Below are 17576 nucleotides of genomic sequence, written 5' to 3' on the forward strand. Positions count from 1 at the left end.
TAACTATTTAATACGCACCATTCGGTTAATAACAACCCCTTTTTTTCAGGTGTCGACTGTGAAACTTCAACCGCTACTGGCCTTGAGCCTGACGATTCTGGCCGCGTCCACTCAAGCCTTCGGCGGCGCCACACTCGATCGCGTCGAACAGAAAAAACAACTGGTCGGCGTGCTGATGGAAAGCTACCCACCCTTCTCGTTTCTCAATGAGCAGAATCAGCTCGACGGCTTCGACGTCGACGTCGCCAAAGCCGTCGCGGACAAGCTGGGGGTCAAGCTGCGCCTCGAAACGCCATCCTGGGACGTGATCGCTGCCGGCCGCTGGAGCGGGCGCTATGACATCTGCATCTGCTCCATGACCCCGAGCAAGGCCCGCGCCGAAGTGTTCGATTTCCCGGTCGAGTACTACGCCTCGCCCGCCGTGATCGTGGTCAACGCCAAGGACGATCGCATCCACGGCGCCAAGGACCTGAGCGGGAAAAAGGTCGGCCTGACCAGCGCCAGCAGCTACGAAAGTTATCTGAACAAGAATCTGGTCATCGAAGGCGCCGAAGACAAGCACCTTGAGTACCCGTTCGAGGATGTGCAGATCGCTCCGTACGATACCGACAACGTCGCCTTCCAGGATCTGGGTCTGGGCGCCGGTGTGCGCCTGGACGCCATCCTCACCAACCTGGTGACCGCGCAGCCGCGCCTGAATCAGGATCAGCGTTTCAAACTGGCGGGCGCGCCGCTGTACTCGGAGCCGAACTCGGTGGCCATCGAAAAGGGTGATGCCGAGTGGGACGCCAAAGTGCGCGAGGTGTTTGCGCAACTCAAACAGGACGGCACGCTGAGCAAGCTGTCGCAGAAATGGATCGGTGCCGATATCAGCCAATGACTGCCTTCCCGACACCTCCACAGCCGCCGCAACCGGTGGCTGAATCGCGCCTGCAACGGCTGCTCGGTTTCCGCACGCGCCTGTACCTGACCTGGGCGGCGATGTTCAGCCTGTTCGCCGGGTTTTTCCTCAGCTTCGATTTGAAGCTCTCGATCATCCTCGACAAGCTGCCGAATCTGCTCGGCGTGCACCTGGCGCCCAACGGCTTTCTGCAGGGTGCGGCACTGACTCTGTTTCTCTGTGCCTGCGCAATCGTCGCCTCGTCCTTGCTGGGCTTCGTCACCGCTCTGGCGCGCCTGTCGAAAAGCGCCGTGGCGTTCGGGATCGCCAGTTTCTACACCTCGTTCTTTCGCGGCACGCCGCTGCTGATCCAGATCCTGCTGATCTACCTCGGGCTGCCGCAACTGGGCGTGGTGCCCGGTGCAGTGGTGGCCGGGATCATTGCCCTGTCACTCAACTACGGCGCGTACCTCAGCGAGATTTTCCGCGCCGGCATCCTCGGCGTGCCCTATGGCCAACGTGAAGCTTCGCTGGCGCTGGGCATGCGCGAGAGCGTGATCTTCTGGCGCATCACCCTGCCCCAGGCGATGCGCACGATCATCCCGCCGACCACCAACCAGTTCATCTCGATGCTCAAGGACTCGTCACTGATCTCGGTGATGGGCGTCTGGGAAGTGATGTTTCTGGCGCAGTCCTACGGACGCTCGAGCTACCGCTATATCGAGATGCTGACCACGGCGGCGATCATTTACTGGCTGATGTCGATCGGTCTGGAGCTGATCCAGGCGCGTATGGAGCGGTATTACGGCAAGGCTTATGTGCGGCGTAGCTAGGCTAATCAGCACCTTGCGCCAGCGTCGGGGTTCAATTGATCTCTCGTCGGACCCGCACCACGCCCATTTTCAGTCCAAATGGACGAAACACCGCATTCAACGACTTCAACGTCTGATTGCCCTCGCCATGCTCGATATGCACCAGCGTGCGAACCGATATTTTGCACATCCTGGCAAACTGGGTTTGATGCAGACCGGTCACTTCCACGCGTAGACGACGAACCGCTTCACCGATTTCCAGTGTCCCTTGGGCCAGCGCCTCTTGAATGTTTTCGATGAGCACCGTGCGCTCGGCTACCGTCATGCTCATTTCAGATCCCACTCTTTCAAACGTTGCTCCAGATTTTTCAGATGGATTCCCGGGTGGTTCATCGTTCTGTCGGGCAAACCACTCGCCGTCAGTATGTCGGGGAGCGCCGCCAGACGCTGGGCATCTTCACGCAAGCGTTCGAAAGGATCTGATGCGTCGGTCAAGCCTGCCAAAGGGTCTTTGGGATCGGTGATATCAGCCAATACGCGGCACACTCCCCGCCAATCGACCTCTCCCGCCCTCTCCAGATCTTTTGGCCATTTGGTTGTACGGGTCACACCCTCGTCATCCATGACCATTGGGGCCAAGTCATAAATCGGCGCCAGACGAAACGAACTTTCCTGGCGAATTATCGCGGTGTTACGACCATGGTTATCCGAGTTACCGAGGATCTTGTTGATCAGGTCCCGACGTAAGTAATCCGTCACCAGTGCGGGGATCTGACTGGCCTGCCCTGCTTTTCGCCAGAGCCCGGCGAGCATGCGGATGACATCCATATGGTTCATTGCACTTCCCGGCGCCGTTACTTGAGCCAGTGAATAAATCGACTCGACAGCAAAACGACTGACTTCACCGTTCGTTACTTCTCGATCAAAGCGCTGCATCCACAAGCTCGGCTTACTCGCCTCTTCTAGTGCCAAACCTTCTACCGCGATCGTTTCAATGCCGAGTTTCTGAAGCGCCTTGTAATAATGGAACTCGCTGCGCAGGATATCTTGATCGACCAGACTTCCTTTGTTTCTGGCAAATTTTATAAACCAATGCTGCCTGACCTCTTCATCGCCCAATACCGCATCGGGGTACAAAAGGCCGGCCTTGTTTTCAGCCAACAATAGCTTCGGTGCCTCACCGCCTGCCCCTGTAGCACCACCAATTGCCGCGCCTTGCTCATAGGCATATTCCAGAAAGCGACTGTCGCGGTGAACAACATCCTCACGCTTGAATCCGATGGGCTCACGCTCATCGACAGCCTCGGCCGACTCTTTTATGCGCATATTGCCAATGGGGGCTGGAGTGCTCTGGCCGAGCAGATACAGATCGGCACCGATATGCGCCGGTTTCTCCTGCCCCAGACGCGCAAGCAGAAATCTTTTTGCCGCTCCTGCGGGGGCAATGTCATAGACAAATGCGGGCGTACTGGAGCGTCGCCCTTCCCAATCCAATGGATACAACGCACTGACGGCCTTGGAAAACGGAGAGCCTATGGCTTCAACATTTTCGACAAGGTATGGCGTCTCGTAGCCGAAACTGCAGCGACTTTCGAACCCCTTTTCAGGATTGTCGAACCTTAGAATCATTGCGTCGTGCCATTTTCCAGCACTGAATATCTGTAATGTCAGGTCGTACATGTCTCAACACCTGCATTTAATTGCATTAAACAGGGGATTTATTGCCCTTAGATGCAATATAGTGCATTTCGACGGATGATGGGGCGTTGCAATATGCAACAAATTGCAGATACGGCTGAGCTTAAGATCATCTGAACGCAAAATAATGCAGGTCATCCTCCGACTTCATTCTGTAAGAACCCCTCGATATACGGACGGCCCGCTAATAACAAAAGGCCCCCCATCCATGCCTTTCTCGCCCTGCAGCGGCGAGATTGGCAGCAACAGTCGCAACCACGGGTTGATCGGCAGTGGCAGATGAGTTTCTGATCATTACAAGCGGCTAATGGCAATTCAATTTGTAGGAAAAGACAACGCGACGGCACGACGTAATCCGCCAATTTTTGTCGAGCCGCTCTTTTCCGAAGATCAAACAGACGCAGCCCGCAGCACCGAGCGATCCGGCTGACATCGGTGCCTGCCGGCTCCGACTTAGAGTTTTGCCTCCTTCCACGAGAGGCTGAACTCGATGCCCGTTCAATTCCACTTTCGACCAAAACACCTGACACTAGCCATTGCTTTAGCCATGGGATGTGTCGATCTGTCCATGGCTCAGGACGCACCGCCCGACTCTCAAGGCATCTCTGCCGCCTCCCCTGAAACATTCAAATCAGCGATCACCGCTTTCGCTAATCATCCGGAAACCGTCCAGCTGAAGGTCAGCAAAGCCTATCCGGCACAGGAGGGTGTGGCGCTCGCGCTCGATGCGCGCAATGACCTTGTTACCGTGCAATCTCGAGGCAGTTTTGCCGGCCTGGTCGACGCTGGCGGGGGCGACAACCTGTTGCAACTCGACGCGAACAGGAAAGGAGTGCTGGGTGAAACCCGTAACTTCAGTGGGCTGGAGGTCAGACGCGGGGGCTGGACCCGTAGCGGACCGGGTGATTTCAGCCTCGGTGTACTGGTTCATCCAAAGGCATTGCTGGTCAATGAAGGGCAAATTCTGGGTACGGCAGTGACCGAGGGCATCTTGATCAACAAAGGGGCAATCAATCGCGGCGCCACTGTCGCGTCTGGCGGCGACCTGACCAACCAGGGCCTGATTGACGGCATGGTGGATGTTCAGGAAAACGGCCATATAGCCGGGAATGGTGCGGTTAATCATTTGAACGTGTACGGACGCATGACCGTCGACGATGTCTACGGCGCACCCAAGATCGCGGGAGATCTGCGCCTGGCACGTTCTGCCGTACTGGCCTATGCCGTGGATGCTTCCGGCAACAGTCAGACGGTGGTCGTGAAAGGAACTGCTCATTTGGGTGACGCCACCCTGAAACTCGTCACCACTGGCGACTATCCGCAAAGCAGTCAGCACACCATTCTGCAAGCGGGAAAGATTGAGGGGCAGTTTGGCACCGTTGAAAACGATCTGGCCTTCATGACCCCGACGCTGCACTACGAAGCACAACGAGTGGGCTTGCTCTATGCCCGTAACGATGTGCCGCTCGAAAACCTTGCGACCACGCAAAATAGTCAGGCGCTCGCCCAGAGCATTGACGAGACACCCTCCACATCTCAGCAACCTCAGCAACCTCAGCAACCTCAGCAACCTCAGCAACCTCAGCAACCTCAGCAACCTCAGCAACCTCAGCAACCTCAGCAACCTCAGCAACCTCAGCAACCTCAGCAACCTAAAGAGCCTGAGCCCTCCGGCGAGTCTGCGATAGCCCTTGGCTCATCCGCTGCTACCAACCAGGCGGTCACATCCCTGCTGGGTGCCAGCAACGCAACGGCCAGCGTGGCCCTTGAACAACTTGCCGCTGGCAGCAACGCCAACCTTGCCAAAGCCACCCTGAACAGCGTCAACCCGATCAGCGCCAGCATGCTCTCGGCGATGCATCAACTGGGGGGCAACGCAGGTGCAAAAAGCCTGGGTAGTGAGCCGCGCCCGGCTGCTGATGGTGCCGGTTCCGGACGTGTCTGGCTGCAAGCTCTGGGACATGGCGGCAAGGTCGATCGTGATTACGACAGTGCCCTCAAACACTCCACCCACGGTTTGGTCCTGGGGGCCGACTGGCAATTCGACGAACAGTGGCATGTCGGCCTGATGGGGGCGAAAGCGCAAACCCGGCTCGATGCCCAACAGTTTGACGGCGATCTCGACAGCTGGCACCTCGGCGCCTACGCGCTGCGTCAGGACGGCCCGTTCGCCCTGCGTCTGGGGGCCTCGTACGGCAATCATGACGGCAGTGGCAAACGTCACGTTGCCTTCAATGGTTTCAGTGATCGCCTCAAGAGCAGCTATGACGCCAGCACCCAGCAGGTGTTTGCCGAAGTCGGCTACGACCTGGGGCGTGGCAACGTCAGCTTCGAACCGTTCGCCAGCGTCGGCTATCAACGCTACCAGCGTGATGGTTACACCGAGAAAGGTGGCGATGCGGCGCTCAAGGTTCAGGGGCAAACCCGGGCGAACCCGAGCAGCACCGTCGGCCTGCGCCTGGCGAAAACCAGTCACTTGGCCAACGACATGCAGTTGACGCCGCGTCTCAGCGCCAGCGTGAAACACACCTATGGCGAGCTCGATAACGAAACGCGCCAGCAGCTGGTCAAGGGTGGCAAAAGCTTTGAAGTCGCCGGGGCCGAGATGGATCGCAACAGCTTCACGCTGGACGCCGGTCTTGATCTGACCTTGTCCGCCAGTAACACTCTGGGCATCGGCCTCACCGGCGAGACCGGAAGCGACAGCCGCAGTTACGGCGTGACGGGCCAGTGGCGTATGGCGTTCTGACACAACTCTACGTGTAAAAGCTGCCGCAGGCTCGGGCCTGCGGCAGCCCCTACAAAGAACAGCCATATTGCAGGCGAAAAAAAAGGGGAGCACATGCCCCCCCGAGGTTTAAAACGTTGAATCGCGGCAGTTATCTCAGCCTTCGATCTCGATCAGGATTTCGCCAGGATTCACCCGGTCGCCCTTGGCCACATGGATGGCGGTGACCTTGCCGGCAATCGCTGCCTGAACTTCGGTTTCCATCTTCATCGCTTCGGTGATCAGCACCGACTGGCCAGCCTTGACGGTGTCGCCCTCCTTGACCAGCACATCGACAATGTTGCCCGGCATGGTGGTACTGACGTGGCCCGGTGCCGACGCTTGTTTGCGTTTGCTGCTGCCACCGCCGACGAATTCGTTGAGCGGTTCGAACACCACTTCTTCCGGCATGCCGTCGATGGACAGGTAGAAGTGACGCTTGCCTTCGGCCTTCACGCCAACCCCGGTGATGTCGACGCGGTAGGTTTCGCCGTGGACGTCGATGACAAACTCGGTCGGTACGCCTTCGCCACCGGCCTTCGCCACACCACCGGCCTCAGGGATCGGCAACAGCACTTCCGGAACGAGGGTGCCGGCGGCACGCTCTTCGAGGAACTTGCGGCCGATGTCCGGGAACATGGCGAAGGTCAGCACGTCTTCTTCGGACTTGGCCAGCGCACCGATGTCGGCACGCAGCTTGGTCATTTCCGGCTTGAGCAGATCGGCCGGGCGTACGTCGATCACCTCTTCGCTGCCGATGGCCTGACGACGCAGTTTTTCATTAACCACGCCCGGCGCTTTGCCGTAGCCGCCTTGCAGATACAGCTTCACTTCGTTGGTGATGGTCTTGTAGCGCTCGCCGGCCAGCACGTTGAAGAACGCCTGGGTGCCGACGATCTGCGAGGTCGGAGTCACCAGCGGCGGGAAACCGAGGTCTTCCCGTACACGCGGGATTTCCGCCAGTACTTCGCCCATGCGGTTCAACGCGCCCTGCTCTTTCAACTGGTTGGCGAGGTTGGAGATCATCCCGCCCGGTACCTGGTTGACTTGCACACGGGTGTCGACGGCGGTGAACTCGCTTTCGAACTGGTGGTACTTTTTGCGCACGGCGTAGAAGTACAGACCGATTTCCTGCAGCAACTCCAGGTTCAGACCGGTGTCGTACTCGGTGCCCTTGAGCGCAGCGACCATTGACTCGGTGCCCGGATGGCTGGTGCCCGAGGCGAAGCTGGAGATCGCGGTGTCGATGTGGTCGGCGCCGTTTTCGATGGCTTTCAATTGACACATCGCCGCCAGACCAGCCGTGTCATGCGAATGGATGAACACCGGCAGCGACTGCTCGGCTTTCAACGCACGAACCAGTTCACCGGTGGCGTACGGGGTGAGCAGACCGGCCATGTCCTTGATTGCCACCGAGTCGCAACCCATGGCTTCCATCTGCTTGGCCTGCGCCACGAACGCGTCGATGGTGTGCACCGGGCTGGTGGTGTAGGCGATGGTGCCCTGGGCGTGTTTACCCGCAGCCTTCACTGCTTCGATGGCCACGCGCAGGTTACGCACGTCGTTCATCGCGTCGAAGATGCGGAACACGTCGATGCCGTTGACCGCGGCCTTGGCGACGAAGGCTTTGACCACGTCGTCGCTGTAGTGGCGATAGCCGAGCAGGTTCTGGCCGCGCAGGAGCATTTGCAGGCGGGTGTTAGGCAGCGCGGCACGCAGTTGGCGCAGACGCTCCCACGGGTCTTCTTTCAGAAAGCGCACGCAGGCGTCGAACGTCGCACCGCCCCAGCACTCCAGCGACCAGTAGCCGACTTTGTCGAGCTTGTCGCAGATCGGCAGCATGTCTTCAGTGCGCATGCGGGTGGCGAGCAGCGATTGGTGAGCGTCGCGCAGGATGGTATCGGTGACAAAAATCTTCTTGGACATTGTTGTATTCCTCACAGGCCTGCGTGGGCGGCGATGGCGGCGGCGATGGCCAGGGCCAGCTCTTCGGGTTTGCGCTTGATCGAGTAGTTGGTCAGTTCCGGGTGGCTTTCCACGAAGCTGGTATTGAACTGGCCGCTACGGAATTCCGGGTTGCGCAGGATTTCCTGGTAATACGCGGCGGTGGTTTTCACGCCTTGCAGACGCATGTCGTCGAGGGCGCGCAGGCCACGGTCCATCGCCTCTTCCCAAGTCAACGCCCAGACCACCAGTTTCAGGCACATCGAGTCGTAGAACGGCGGAATGGTGTAGCCGGTGTAGATCGCCGTGTCGGTGCGCACGCCCGGGCCGCCAGGGGCGTAGTAACGAGTGATCTTGCCGAAGCTCGGCAGGAAGTTGTTTTTCGGGTCTTCGGCGTTGATGCGGAACTGCAACGCGAAACCACGGTGCTGAATGTCTTCCTGCTTCACCGACAGCGGCAGGCCGGAGGCGATGCGGATCTGTTCGCGGACGATATCGATCCCGGTGATTTCTTCAGTGATGGTGTGCTCCACCTGCACCCGGGTGTTCATCTCCATGAAGTACACCTCGCCCTCGGCGAGCAGGAACTCCACGGTGCCGGCGTTCTCGTAACCCACGGCCTTGGCCGCACGCACCGACAGGTCGCCGATGTAGGCGCGCTGTTCCGGGGTCAGTTGCGGGCTCGGGGCGATCTCGATCAGCTTCTGGTTGCGGCGCTGGATCGAGCAGTCACGCTCGAACAGGTGCACCACGTTGCCGAAGCTGTCGCCGAGGATCTGCGCTTCGATGTGCTTGGGATTGACGATGCATTTTTCCAGGAACACTTCTGCCGAACCGAAGGCCTTGGTCGCTTCGGAAATCACTCGTGGGAAATTCTGTTCGAGCTCTTCGCGGCTGTTGCAGCGACGGATGCCGCGACCGCCACCACCGGAGGTGGCCTTGAGCATCACCGGATAACCGATGCGGTCGCCTTCGGTCAGGGCTTCTTCGATGCCCGACACGTTGCCTTCGGTACCCGGGGTGACCGGTACACCGGCCTTGATCATGCTGCGCCGGGCTTCGGTCTTGTCGCCCATGCGGCGAATGACTTCTGCCGACGGGCCGATGAATTTGATTCCGCGTTCGGCGCAGATGTCTGCCAGCTCAGCGTTTTCCGAAAGGAAGCCGTAACCGGGGTGCAATGCATCGCAACCGGTTTCCACCGCCAGGTTCACCAGCTTGCGCGGGTTGAGGTAGCCGGCCAGTGGCTCGGCACCAATGCTGTGGGCTTCGTCCGCGCGCTTCACATGCAAGGCATGGCGGTCGGCGTCGGAAAAAATCGCAACCGAGCGAATGCCCATCTCGGCGCAGGCCCGCACGATTCGTACGGCAATCTCACCACGGTTGGCGATCAGGATCTTTTTTATCACTTGGAAATTCCCTTGAGCCGGTGGCACCACGACCTGCTAGACCCAGGTCGACGCGTGACCAAATGTTTCAATCTGGTCGCGCCCCCACACTAGCCCTCGCAAGGGATTAACAAAAATGAATAAAAATTGGGTCAGGCATAAGTAAAGACTTATAGTTAAATCATCACCCTGCCGTCAGAGCCTATAAGAAATGCGTAAGTCCTTGATGCGTATGACATTACGCCAATTGCAGATCTTCAACGAAGTGTGTGATTTACGCTCTTACAGCCGCGCCGCCGATGAAATGTCTCTGACACAACCGGCCGTCAGCCTACAGATTCGTCAGCTTGAAGAGCTGATCGGCCAGCCATTATTCGATTACGTCGGCAAAAAACTTTACATGACCGAGGCTGCCGAAGCCCTGCAGCGCGCCAGCCGGGATATCTTTGGCCGCCTGGAAAACCTCGACATGCAGTTGTCGGACATGCAGGGTTCGCTGCAGGGCCAGTTGAAACTGGCCGTGGAATCCAGCGCCAAATACTTCGTGCCGCACCTGTTCGCCGCGTTCAAGCGCCAGCATCCGGAAGTGAACCTGCAATTGACCGTGGTCAACCGCGGTCAGGTGATCCGCCGCCTCTCGGACAACCGCGATGATCTGGTGATCATGTCGATGGTGCCGCAGGACATGGGCCTGGAATTTCTACCGTTCCTGAACAATCCGATTGTCGCCGTGGCGCGCCCGGATCATCCGTTGGCGCACATGGGGCCGCTACGCTTGCAGGATCTCGAGCCTTACACGCTGCTGATCCGCGAACCGGGTTCGGGCACGCGACTGGCCTGCGAAGAGTATTTCAAAGAGAAGCGCGTGCACTTCACCCAGACCCAGGAAGTGGCCTCGGCGGAAGCCCAGCGTGAATGCGTGGTGGCGGGTCTGGGCGTGGCGCTGTTGACGCGCCACGCCCTGAACCTGGAGCTGGCGACCGGCGGCCTGGTCGAGCTGCCGGTCGAAGAGTTGCCGCTGTTTCGCAGCTGGTGTCTGGTGCAAGCCAAAGCCAAACGGCTGTCACCGGTAGCGCACGCCTTCCTGGCGTTTATCCGCAGCGAGCGGATGCAGATCAGCGCGCTGGTTGAACGCTTCGACGGGAAGCTGCGGGCGCTGCCTGCCAGTGATTAAGTTCGAGTTCCTCGGGAAAACCACCGATTTCAGCCTGAAGCTGACGGAGTTCGAAGCGATCTTCGATCGCGCGACGGAATTCCATGCGACGCTGGTCTTCCTGCTGACGACGGGTTTTCGCGGCGCTGTTGCGTTCTTCGTAGGGCTGAGCCATTTCGAGTCTCCCAAGGCGAGTACGGGAGTTTCACGATAGGCGGGAGGGATGACGGTTTGGCTGCGCGGGGATGACAGTGCGATGAAACTTTGCAAATTGCGGTGCTATTGAGGACGCTTTCGCGAGCAAGCCCGCTCCCACATTTGATCTCGGTACGACGCAAAATCTGTGGTTACCAGAGATCCCCTGTGGGAGCGGGCTTGCTCGCGAATAAGGTCGGAACGACCTTGCTTTAATCGTCCAGCGCTTTCACGGCCTTGGGGGATAGCCGCAAGCTGCGCAGACTGCGCTTCACGCTCTTAAGGTGGTTGACCAGGCTCGGTCCGCGCGCCATGGCCACGCCCATCGCCAGCACGTCGATCACCACCAGATGGGCGATACGCGAGGTCAGTGGCGTATAAATCTCGGTGTCTTCGTGCACATCGATCGCCAGGTTGACGGTCGATAGCTCAGCCAGCGGTGTCTGGCTCGGGCACAAGGTGATCAGTGACGCGCCGCTCTCACGCACCAGATTGGCAGTAATCAGCAGATCCTTGGAGCGCCCGGACTGGGAAATGCAGATCGCCACATCGGTCGGCTTCAACGTCACCGCCGACATCGCCTGCATGTGCGGGTCGGAATATGCTGCCGCCGTCAGCAGCAAACGGAAGAACTTGTGCTGCGCATCCGCCGCCACCGCGCCCGACGCGCCAAAGCCGTAGAACTCGACACGCTGCGCCTGAGACATCAGCGTCACCGCGCGCTGCAATTCCACCGGATCGAGCTTCTCGCGAACCTCCATCAGGGTGTGCAACGTGGTGTCGAAAATTTTCAGGCTGTAGTCGGCGACCGAGTCGTCTTCATGGATCGCGAACTGACCGAAACTGGCACCGGCGGCTAGGCTTTGCGCCAGTTTCAGCTTGAGATCCTGAAACCCGGAGCAGCCGATGGCCCGGCAGAAACGCACAATGGTCGGCTCGCTGATGCCGACGCTGTGGGCCAGGTCGGCCATGGAACTGTGCATCACGGCCGCAGGGTCAAGCAGCACGTGGTCGGCGACCTTGAGCTCCGACTTGCGTAACAGGTGACGTGACTGGGCGATGTGTTGCAGCAGATTCAAGGGGCTGGACTCTTCTTATGGGCAAGGATGTAGCACGCTTGTAGTTATACTACATGAATTGGCTTTTTGCCTGCTCAATGCGTAACTCCATGTCCCCATATCAGGCACGATGGAGTGCATGTAGCCCTTAAAGCGGATTTCCCTGTTCACGCAAAAGCCCGGCCAGACGCTCAGCCTCCACAGGGCGACTGATCAGATACCCCTGAACTTCGTCGCAGCGCTCAGCACGTAAAAACTCCAGCTGCTCCTGCCGCTCGACACCTTCTGCCACCACTTTCAACGACAGCCCGTGAGCCATGGCGATGATTGCCCGGGTAATCGCCGCATCCTCACTGCCCTGCCCCAGCCCGCGAATGAACGCCTGATCGATCTTCACGTAATCCACCGGAATCCGCTTGAGATAACTCAGCGACGAATAGCCAGTGCCGAAATCGTCGATTGCCAACTTCACCCCCAGATCGCGCAACTGCTGGAAGGTCGCGATGATGTGTTCGACGCTGTCGAGCAGTTGACTCTCGGTGAGTTCGAGTTCGAGGTAGTGCGGCGCCAGGCCGGTTTCCTCCAGCACCTGCCGCACCAGACTGACCAGTTTGCCTTGGCGCAACTGATGCACCGACAGGTTCACCGATACCCGAATCGGCTCCAGCCCCTGACGCTGCCACTCGCACGCCTGCCAGCAGGCCTGGCGCAGTACGAATTCGCCGATCGGCCCGATCAGTCCGGTTTCCTCGGCCAGGCCAATGAAATCCCCCGGCGGTACCCGGCCCATGCCTGGATGATCCCAACGCACCAACGCTTCCGCCGCATTCAGGCGTCCGGTCTGCAGGCACAGCTTCGGTTGGTAAAACACCTTGAGCTGCTTGTCTTCGATGGCTTTGCGCAGCTGGTTTTCCAGTTGCAGGCGCTCAAGGGTGCTGGCCTGCAGGCTGTCGGTGTAGAACTGGAAATTGTTGCCGCCCAGATGCTTGGCGTGTTGCATGGCCATGTTCGACTGACTGACCAGCGCCGAGATTTCCCGAGCGTTGTCCGGCAGCATGCTGATGCCCATTGAGGCGCTGACCACCAGTTCATGCCCTTCGACCGTCAACGGCAGGCGCAGCTTGCTCGACAGCCGCGTCGCGACCCGCGCCAGGCTCGACAGGTTGCCGTAGGCATCGAACAGTACGGCAAACTCGTCACCGGACAGTCGGGCGATGGTGTCGGCCTCCGGCAACGCATTGACTAAGCGACGGGCCATTTTCTGCAGCAACTGATCCGCCACCTCATGGCCGAGGCTGTCGTTGAGCAATTTAAAGCGATCCAGATTGATGTGCAGCAGCGCCAGACTGCGGCGCCCGCCCTGACGCACGCGCTGATGGGCTTCGTGCAGGCGTTCGCGGAACAGCGAGCGGTTCGCCAGCCCGGTCAGCTCATCGTAATGCGTCAGGAAGCGCATGCGCTCCTCGGATTCGCGCCGCGCCGATAGATCGGCGAAGAAGCCGACGATATGGCTGACATTTCCCCGACTGTCGCGCACCGCGTTGAGTTGCAGCCACTGCGGATACAGCTCGCCGTTCTTGCGGGTTTCCACCAGTTCGCCTTGCCAGCTGCCGTGCTGCTCCAGCGCGTGGCGGATTGCAACGTAATGCCGCCGCGCATCACGACTGCACGGCAGCTCGACGACGTTGCGCCCGAGCATGTCTTCAATGTCATAACCGGTGACGCGGCTGAACGCCTGATTGATCGCGATCAAGGCGTAGTTCGGATCAAGAATGACGATGCCTTCGCTGGCCGCTTCGAACACCGTGGCCGCCAGTCGCTGCTGTTCTTCGAGGCTTTTACTGACGCTGATGTCGCGCCGGGTGCCAACCATGCGGATCACCCGGCCAGCGTCACTGCGCTCCACGGCGCGCCCGCGATCCTCGATCCACACCCAATGGCCGTCGCCGTGACGCACGCGGTATTCGATCTGATAGTCCTCGGTGCGGCCCTTCAGGTGCTCGATCAGCGCCTGCTTGAGCCCGGGCACATCTTCAGGGTGCAAACGTGGCTTGAGGTCACGCAGGATCGCCGTGACGTACTCGGGCGCGAGGCCGAACAGTTCCTGGATCTGCGTGTGGTGGACCTCGTCGGTTTGCAGGTTCCAGTCCCACAACCCCAGTTCACTGGCCTTCAACGCCAGGGCCAGCCGTGCTTCGCTTTTGCTCAGCGCCTGATTGGCCACGTCCAGCTCGCGGCTGCGCTGGGCCACGCGATCTTCCAGCTCGACCTGCGCCTCACGCAATTGGCCCTCGGCACAGCGCCGCTGTTCGATCTCCTTGGCCAGTGCCTGATTGAGCTGCTCGCTGCGGTTCTGCGCTTGCTGCAGGTGTTCGATCAGGTGCTGATTCTGAAAGCGTCGCAACAAGCCGCGATCAATCAGCCGATTGACCTGCCAGGCGACCACGCTCAGCGAACCGAGCAGAATCAGCCCGAGCCAGCCCCAACCGCGCGCTTGCTCATCACCGCCCCAGAACAGGTAACCGATCGCCGGCAGCAGGCACGGCAAGGTAAAGGACAGAAACGCCGGCAGGCTGACGGCGTAGGCAACGCTGGCCGATAACGTCGCGGCACCGATCAGGCCGAACACCCAGGCTTGCTGCATGAAGTTGTCGGCGGGCACCAGGGCGATGCCGGCACCGGCCAGGGTCAAGCCGGTCATGGTCGAGCCGAGCAGGAACATGCGGAACCAGATCGGCTGGGCCTGGCGGTCCGGGATCGCCGAATCGAACGCCGCGACCTGTATTACCCGCAGTGCCACCAGCGACAACAACCAGACCAGCCAGATGCTGACCACGAAATAGCGCTGCGGGCTCCAGAGCAAAGCGGCGCAGACCAGACCATTGAGCAACATGAACATCGTCGGCAGCAGCGAGCCCTGATACAGCAGGCGCGTGCGTTCTACCGCCATTTCGGTGGCGTAATGCTTGCGGATGACCCGGGGTTCCACAGAGGGGCCCGACAGGTCTGAGCTGAGGGTCTTGTGCAATGTTGTTGTTCTTATAAGAGTGAGCAGGGCCCGAAACGTGGACGGAGCATACACAAGCCGATCCCGTTGCCAAACTGCTCCAGATCATAATTTGAACGAAACTTTCCCCCGCCCGATCACCGGCAAAACCCGCAGAGCGAGACGGGCTGAAGCCTGCAGGCAGTGACCAACCGGTCGTCATCGGCGGCACTTTCATCGGCTAATGCAAAGCTCGGTTTGCCCGGGCCTGCGGCGCACCCTAGAATGCCCCGATGCGCGATGATCTCTCCCTTCTGCTGAACTCCCTCAACGATGCCCAACGCCAGGCCGTAGCAGCCCCCGTTGGCCGTCAGTTGGTCCTGGCCGGTGCCGGTTCCGGTAAAACCCGAGTGCTGGTGCACCGTATCGCCTGGTTGATCCAGGTCGAAAATGCCTCGCCTCACTCAATCCTGTCGGTGACCTTCACCAACAAGGCCGCTGCCGAGATGCGTCATCGCATCGAGCAGTTGCTGGGTATCAACCCGGCCGGCATGTGGGTCGGCACCTTTCACGGCCTGGCGCACCGCCTGTTGCGGGCGCACTGGCAGGAAGCCGGGTTGAGCCAGACGTTCCAGATTCTCGACAGCGACGACCAGCAGCGACTGGTCAAGCGGGTGATCCGCGAGCTCGGGCTCGACGAGCAACGCTGGCCGGCCCGTCAGGCCCAGTGGTTCATCAACGGGCAGAAAGACGAAGGTCTGCGCCCGCAACACATTCAGGCCAGCGGCGACCTGTACCTGGCGACCATGCGCGGCATTTACGAAGCTTACGAGGCGGCCTGCCAGCGCGCCGGCGTCATCGACTTCTCCGAACTGCTGCTGCGCGCCCTCGACCTGTGGCGCGATCATCCGGGTCTGCTGGCGCACTATCAGAAGCGCTTCCGCCACATCCTCGTCGACGAGTTCCAGGACACCAACGCCGTGCAGTACGCCTGGTTGCGCCTGCTCGGCAAGGGCGGCGACAGCCTGATGGTGGTCGGCGACGACGACCAGTCGATCTACGGCTGGCGCGGGGCGAAAATCGAGAACATTCATCAGTACTCCTCCGACTTCCCGGATTCGGTGACCATTCGTCTGGAGCAGAACTACCGCTCCACTGCCGGCATCCTCAAGGCGGCCAACGCCCTGATCGCCAACAATACCGGACGTCTCGGCAAAGAGCTGTGGACCGACGGCGGCGACGGCGAAGCGATCAATCTGTACGCCGCGTTCAACGAACACGACGAAGCACGTTACGTTGTCGAGACCATCGAAAGCGCGCTGAAAACCGGTCTGGCTCGGAGCGATATCGCGATTCTCTACCGCTCCAACGCCCAATCGCGCGTTCTCGAAGAAGCCTTGCTCCGTGAGCGCATTCCGTACCGCATCTATGGCGGCCAGCGCTTCTTCGAACGCGCGGAAATCAAGAACGCCATGGCTTACCTGCGCTTGCTCGAAGGCCGTGGCAACGACGCCGCGCTGGAGCGGGTGATCAACGTCCCGGCCCGTGGCATTGGCGAGAAAACCGTCGAAGCGATCCGCGACCATGCTCGCCACAGCGATGTGTCGATGTGGGAAGCGATGCGCCAACTGGTCGCCAATAAAGGCCTGACCGGTCGTGCAGCGGGTGCCTTGGGTGCGTTTATCGAGCTGATCGAAAACCTTGCCGCCAAGTGCATGGAGATGCCACTGCACTTGATGACGCAGACCGTCATCGAGCAATCGGGACTGATCGCCTATCACGAAGCGGAAAAAGGCGAGAAAGGCCAGGCCCGAGTGGAAAACCTTGAGGAACTGGTCAGCGCCGCGCGCAACTTCGAAACCACCGAAGAGGACGAAGAGCTGACGCCACTGGCGGCATTCCTCGGCCACGCGTCGCTGGAAGCCGGCGACACTCAAGCCGACGAGCACGAAGACAGCATTCAGCTGATGACCTTGCACAGCGCCAAAGGCCTGGAATTCCCCTACGTGTTCCTGGTGGGCATGGAAGAAGGCCTGTTCCCGCACAAGATGAGCCTGGAAGAACCGGGTCGTCTGGAAGAAGAACGCCGCCTCGCCTACGTCGGCATCACCCGAGCCATGCAGAATCTGGTGATGACCTATGCTGAAACCCGGCGCCTGTACGGCAGCGAAACCTACAACAAGGTCTCGCGTTTCGTCCGTGAAGTGCCGAAAGGTCTGATTCAGGAAGTGCGCCTGTCGAACAGCGTCAGCCGACCGTTCGGCGGCAACCAGTCGATGAGCGGCAGCAACCTGTTCAGCGGCAGTGAGATTCCGGAGACCGGCTTCAGCCTCGGTCAGGCCGTGCGCCACTCGATCTTCGGTGACGGTGTAATCCTCAACTTCGAGGGTTCAGGCGCGCAGGCGCGGGTGCAGGTGAACTTCAGCGAAGGCAGCAAGTGGCTGATGCTGGGGTACGCCAAACTGGAAGCAATTTAACGCAGGACCAATGTGGGAGCGGGCTTGCTCGCGAAGGCGTGTTGTCAGTCGGCATAAATGTCACTGAAGTACCGCATTCGCGAGCAAGCCCGCTCCCACAGGATTTGTGTCGGCTTGTTTCCCGCTGAACCTATCGCATTTTCCTACAGACAAAAGTACATGGCCTTATTGCTTCGACGGAGCTGAACGTAACCTGTCAGGCAAAAGCCCGAAACACT

Annotated in this window: 12 protein-coding genes; 5 read left to right on the forward strand and 7 right to left on the reverse strand. The window is 59.7% G+C overall.

The window, feature by feature from the left end:
• The first annotated feature begins 58 nt into the window (after positions 1–58).
• Together CKW11_RS12580 and CKW11_RS12585 are read left to right on the forward strand one after the other, a co-directional pair.
• Positions 59–880 (forward strand): ABC transporter substrate-binding protein, encoded by an 822-nt coding sequence (locus CKW11_RS12580; protein ID WP_095137757.1) that lies wholly within the window; start codon positions 59–61, stop codon positions 878–880.
• Positions 877–1713, forward strand: a complete 837-nt coding sequence (locus CKW11_RS12585; protein WP_095137758.1) for an amino acid ABC transporter permease — start codon at positions 877–879, stop codon at positions 1711–1713. The genes CKW11_RS12580 and CKW11_RS12585 overlap by 4 nt, the downstream gene beginning before the upstream one ends.
• Positions 1714–1744: 31 nt before the next feature.
• Here CKW11_RS12585 and CKW11_RS12590 read toward each other — a convergent pair whose 3' ends face one another.
• Positions 1745–2023, reverse strand: coding sequence for a helix-turn-helix domain-containing protein (locus CKW11_RS12590; protein WP_095137759.1), 279 nt, complete (start codon positions 2021–2023; stop codon positions 1745–1747).
• Positions 2020–3372: a HipA domain-containing protein gene (locus tag CKW11_RS12595; RefSeq protein WP_095137760.1), complete on the reverse strand. Its 1353-nt coding sequence runs from the start codon at positions 3370–3372 to the stop codon at positions 2020–2022. Before CKW11_RS12595 ends, CKW11_RS12590 begins: the two co-directional genes overlap by 4 nt.
• Before the next feature lie 586 nt (positions 3373–3958).
• Here CKW11_RS12595 and CKW11_RS12600 point away from each other — a divergent pair.
• Positions 3959–6139, forward strand: a complete 2181-nt coding sequence (locus CKW11_RS12600) for an autotransporter outer membrane beta-barrel domain-containing protein (protein ID WP_256582062.1) — start codon at positions 3959–3961, stop codon at positions 6137–6139.
• A 135-nt stretch (positions 6140–6274) separates the two neighbouring features.
• On the opposite strand, the gene oadA is transcribed toward CKW11_RS12600, so the two are convergent.
• Positions 6275–8083 carry a sodium-extruding oxaloacetate decarboxylase subunit alpha gene (gene oadA / locus CKW11_RS12605; protein WP_095137762.1) on the reverse strand — a complete coding sequence of 603 codons (1809 nt, stop codon included), beginning with the start codon at positions 8081–8083 and terminating at the stop codon, positions 6275–6277.
• An 11-nt stretch (positions 8084–8094) separates the two neighbouring features.
• Positions 8095–9510, reverse strand: coding sequence for an acetyl-CoA carboxylase biotin carboxylase subunit (locus tag CKW11_RS12610; RefSeq protein WP_027610345.1), 1416 nt, complete (start codon positions 9508–9510; stop codon positions 8095–8097).
• A gap of 190 nt (positions 9511–9700) precedes the next feature.
• On the opposite strand from CKW11_RS12610, the gene CKW11_RS12615 reads away from it, so the two are divergent.
• On the forward strand, positions 9701–10663 hold the full coding sequence (locus CKW11_RS12615; RefSeq protein WP_095137763.1) for a LysR family transcriptional regulator: 963 nt from the start codon (positions 9701–9703) through the stop codon (positions 10661–10663).
• Here CKW11_RS12615 and CKW11_RS28830 read toward each other — a convergent pair.
• The 3 genes from CKW11_RS28830 to CKW11_RS12635 all read right to left on the reverse strand — a co-directional run bounded on the left by CKW11_RS28830 (position 10605) and on the right by CKW11_RS12635 (position 14845).
• Positions 10605–10817 carry a PA3496 family putative envelope integrity protein gene (locus CKW11_RS28830; RefSeq protein ID WP_095137820.1) on the reverse strand — a complete coding sequence of 71 codons (213 nt, stop codon included), beginning with the start codon at positions 10815–10817 and terminating at the stop codon, positions 10605–10607. The two genes, CKW11_RS12615 and CKW11_RS28830, sit on opposite strands and share 59 nt — an antisense overlap.
• Before the next feature lie 232 nt (positions 10818–11049).
• A complete protein-coding gene (hexR, locus tag CKW11_RS12630; RefSeq protein WP_007962240.1) occupies positions 11050–11916 on the reverse strand; it encodes a transcriptional regulator HexR in 867 nt (288 codons plus the stop codon).
• A gap of 127 nt (positions 11917–12043) precedes the next feature.
• A complete protein-coding gene (locus tag CKW11_RS12635; protein WP_262924713.1) occupies positions 12044–14845 on the reverse strand; it encodes a GGDEF domain-containing phosphodiesterase in 2802 nt (933 codons plus the stop codon).
• Between the two features lie 329 nt (positions 14846–15174).
• On the opposite strand from CKW11_RS12635, the gene uvrD reads away from it, so the two are divergent.
• Complete coding sequence (gene uvrD, locus CKW11_RS12640; protein ID WP_095137765.1) at positions 15175–17358, forward strand: DNA helicase II; 2184 nt, start codon at positions 15175–15177, stop codon at positions 17356–17358.
• Positions 17359–17576: the final 218 nt, after the last annotated feature.

The organism is Pseudomonas sp. Irchel s3a10 (assembly GCF_900187525.1).
Lineage (GTDB): Bacteria > Pseudomonadota > Gammaproteobacteria > Pseudomonadales > Pseudomonadaceae > Aquipseudomonas > Aquipseudomonas koreensis_G.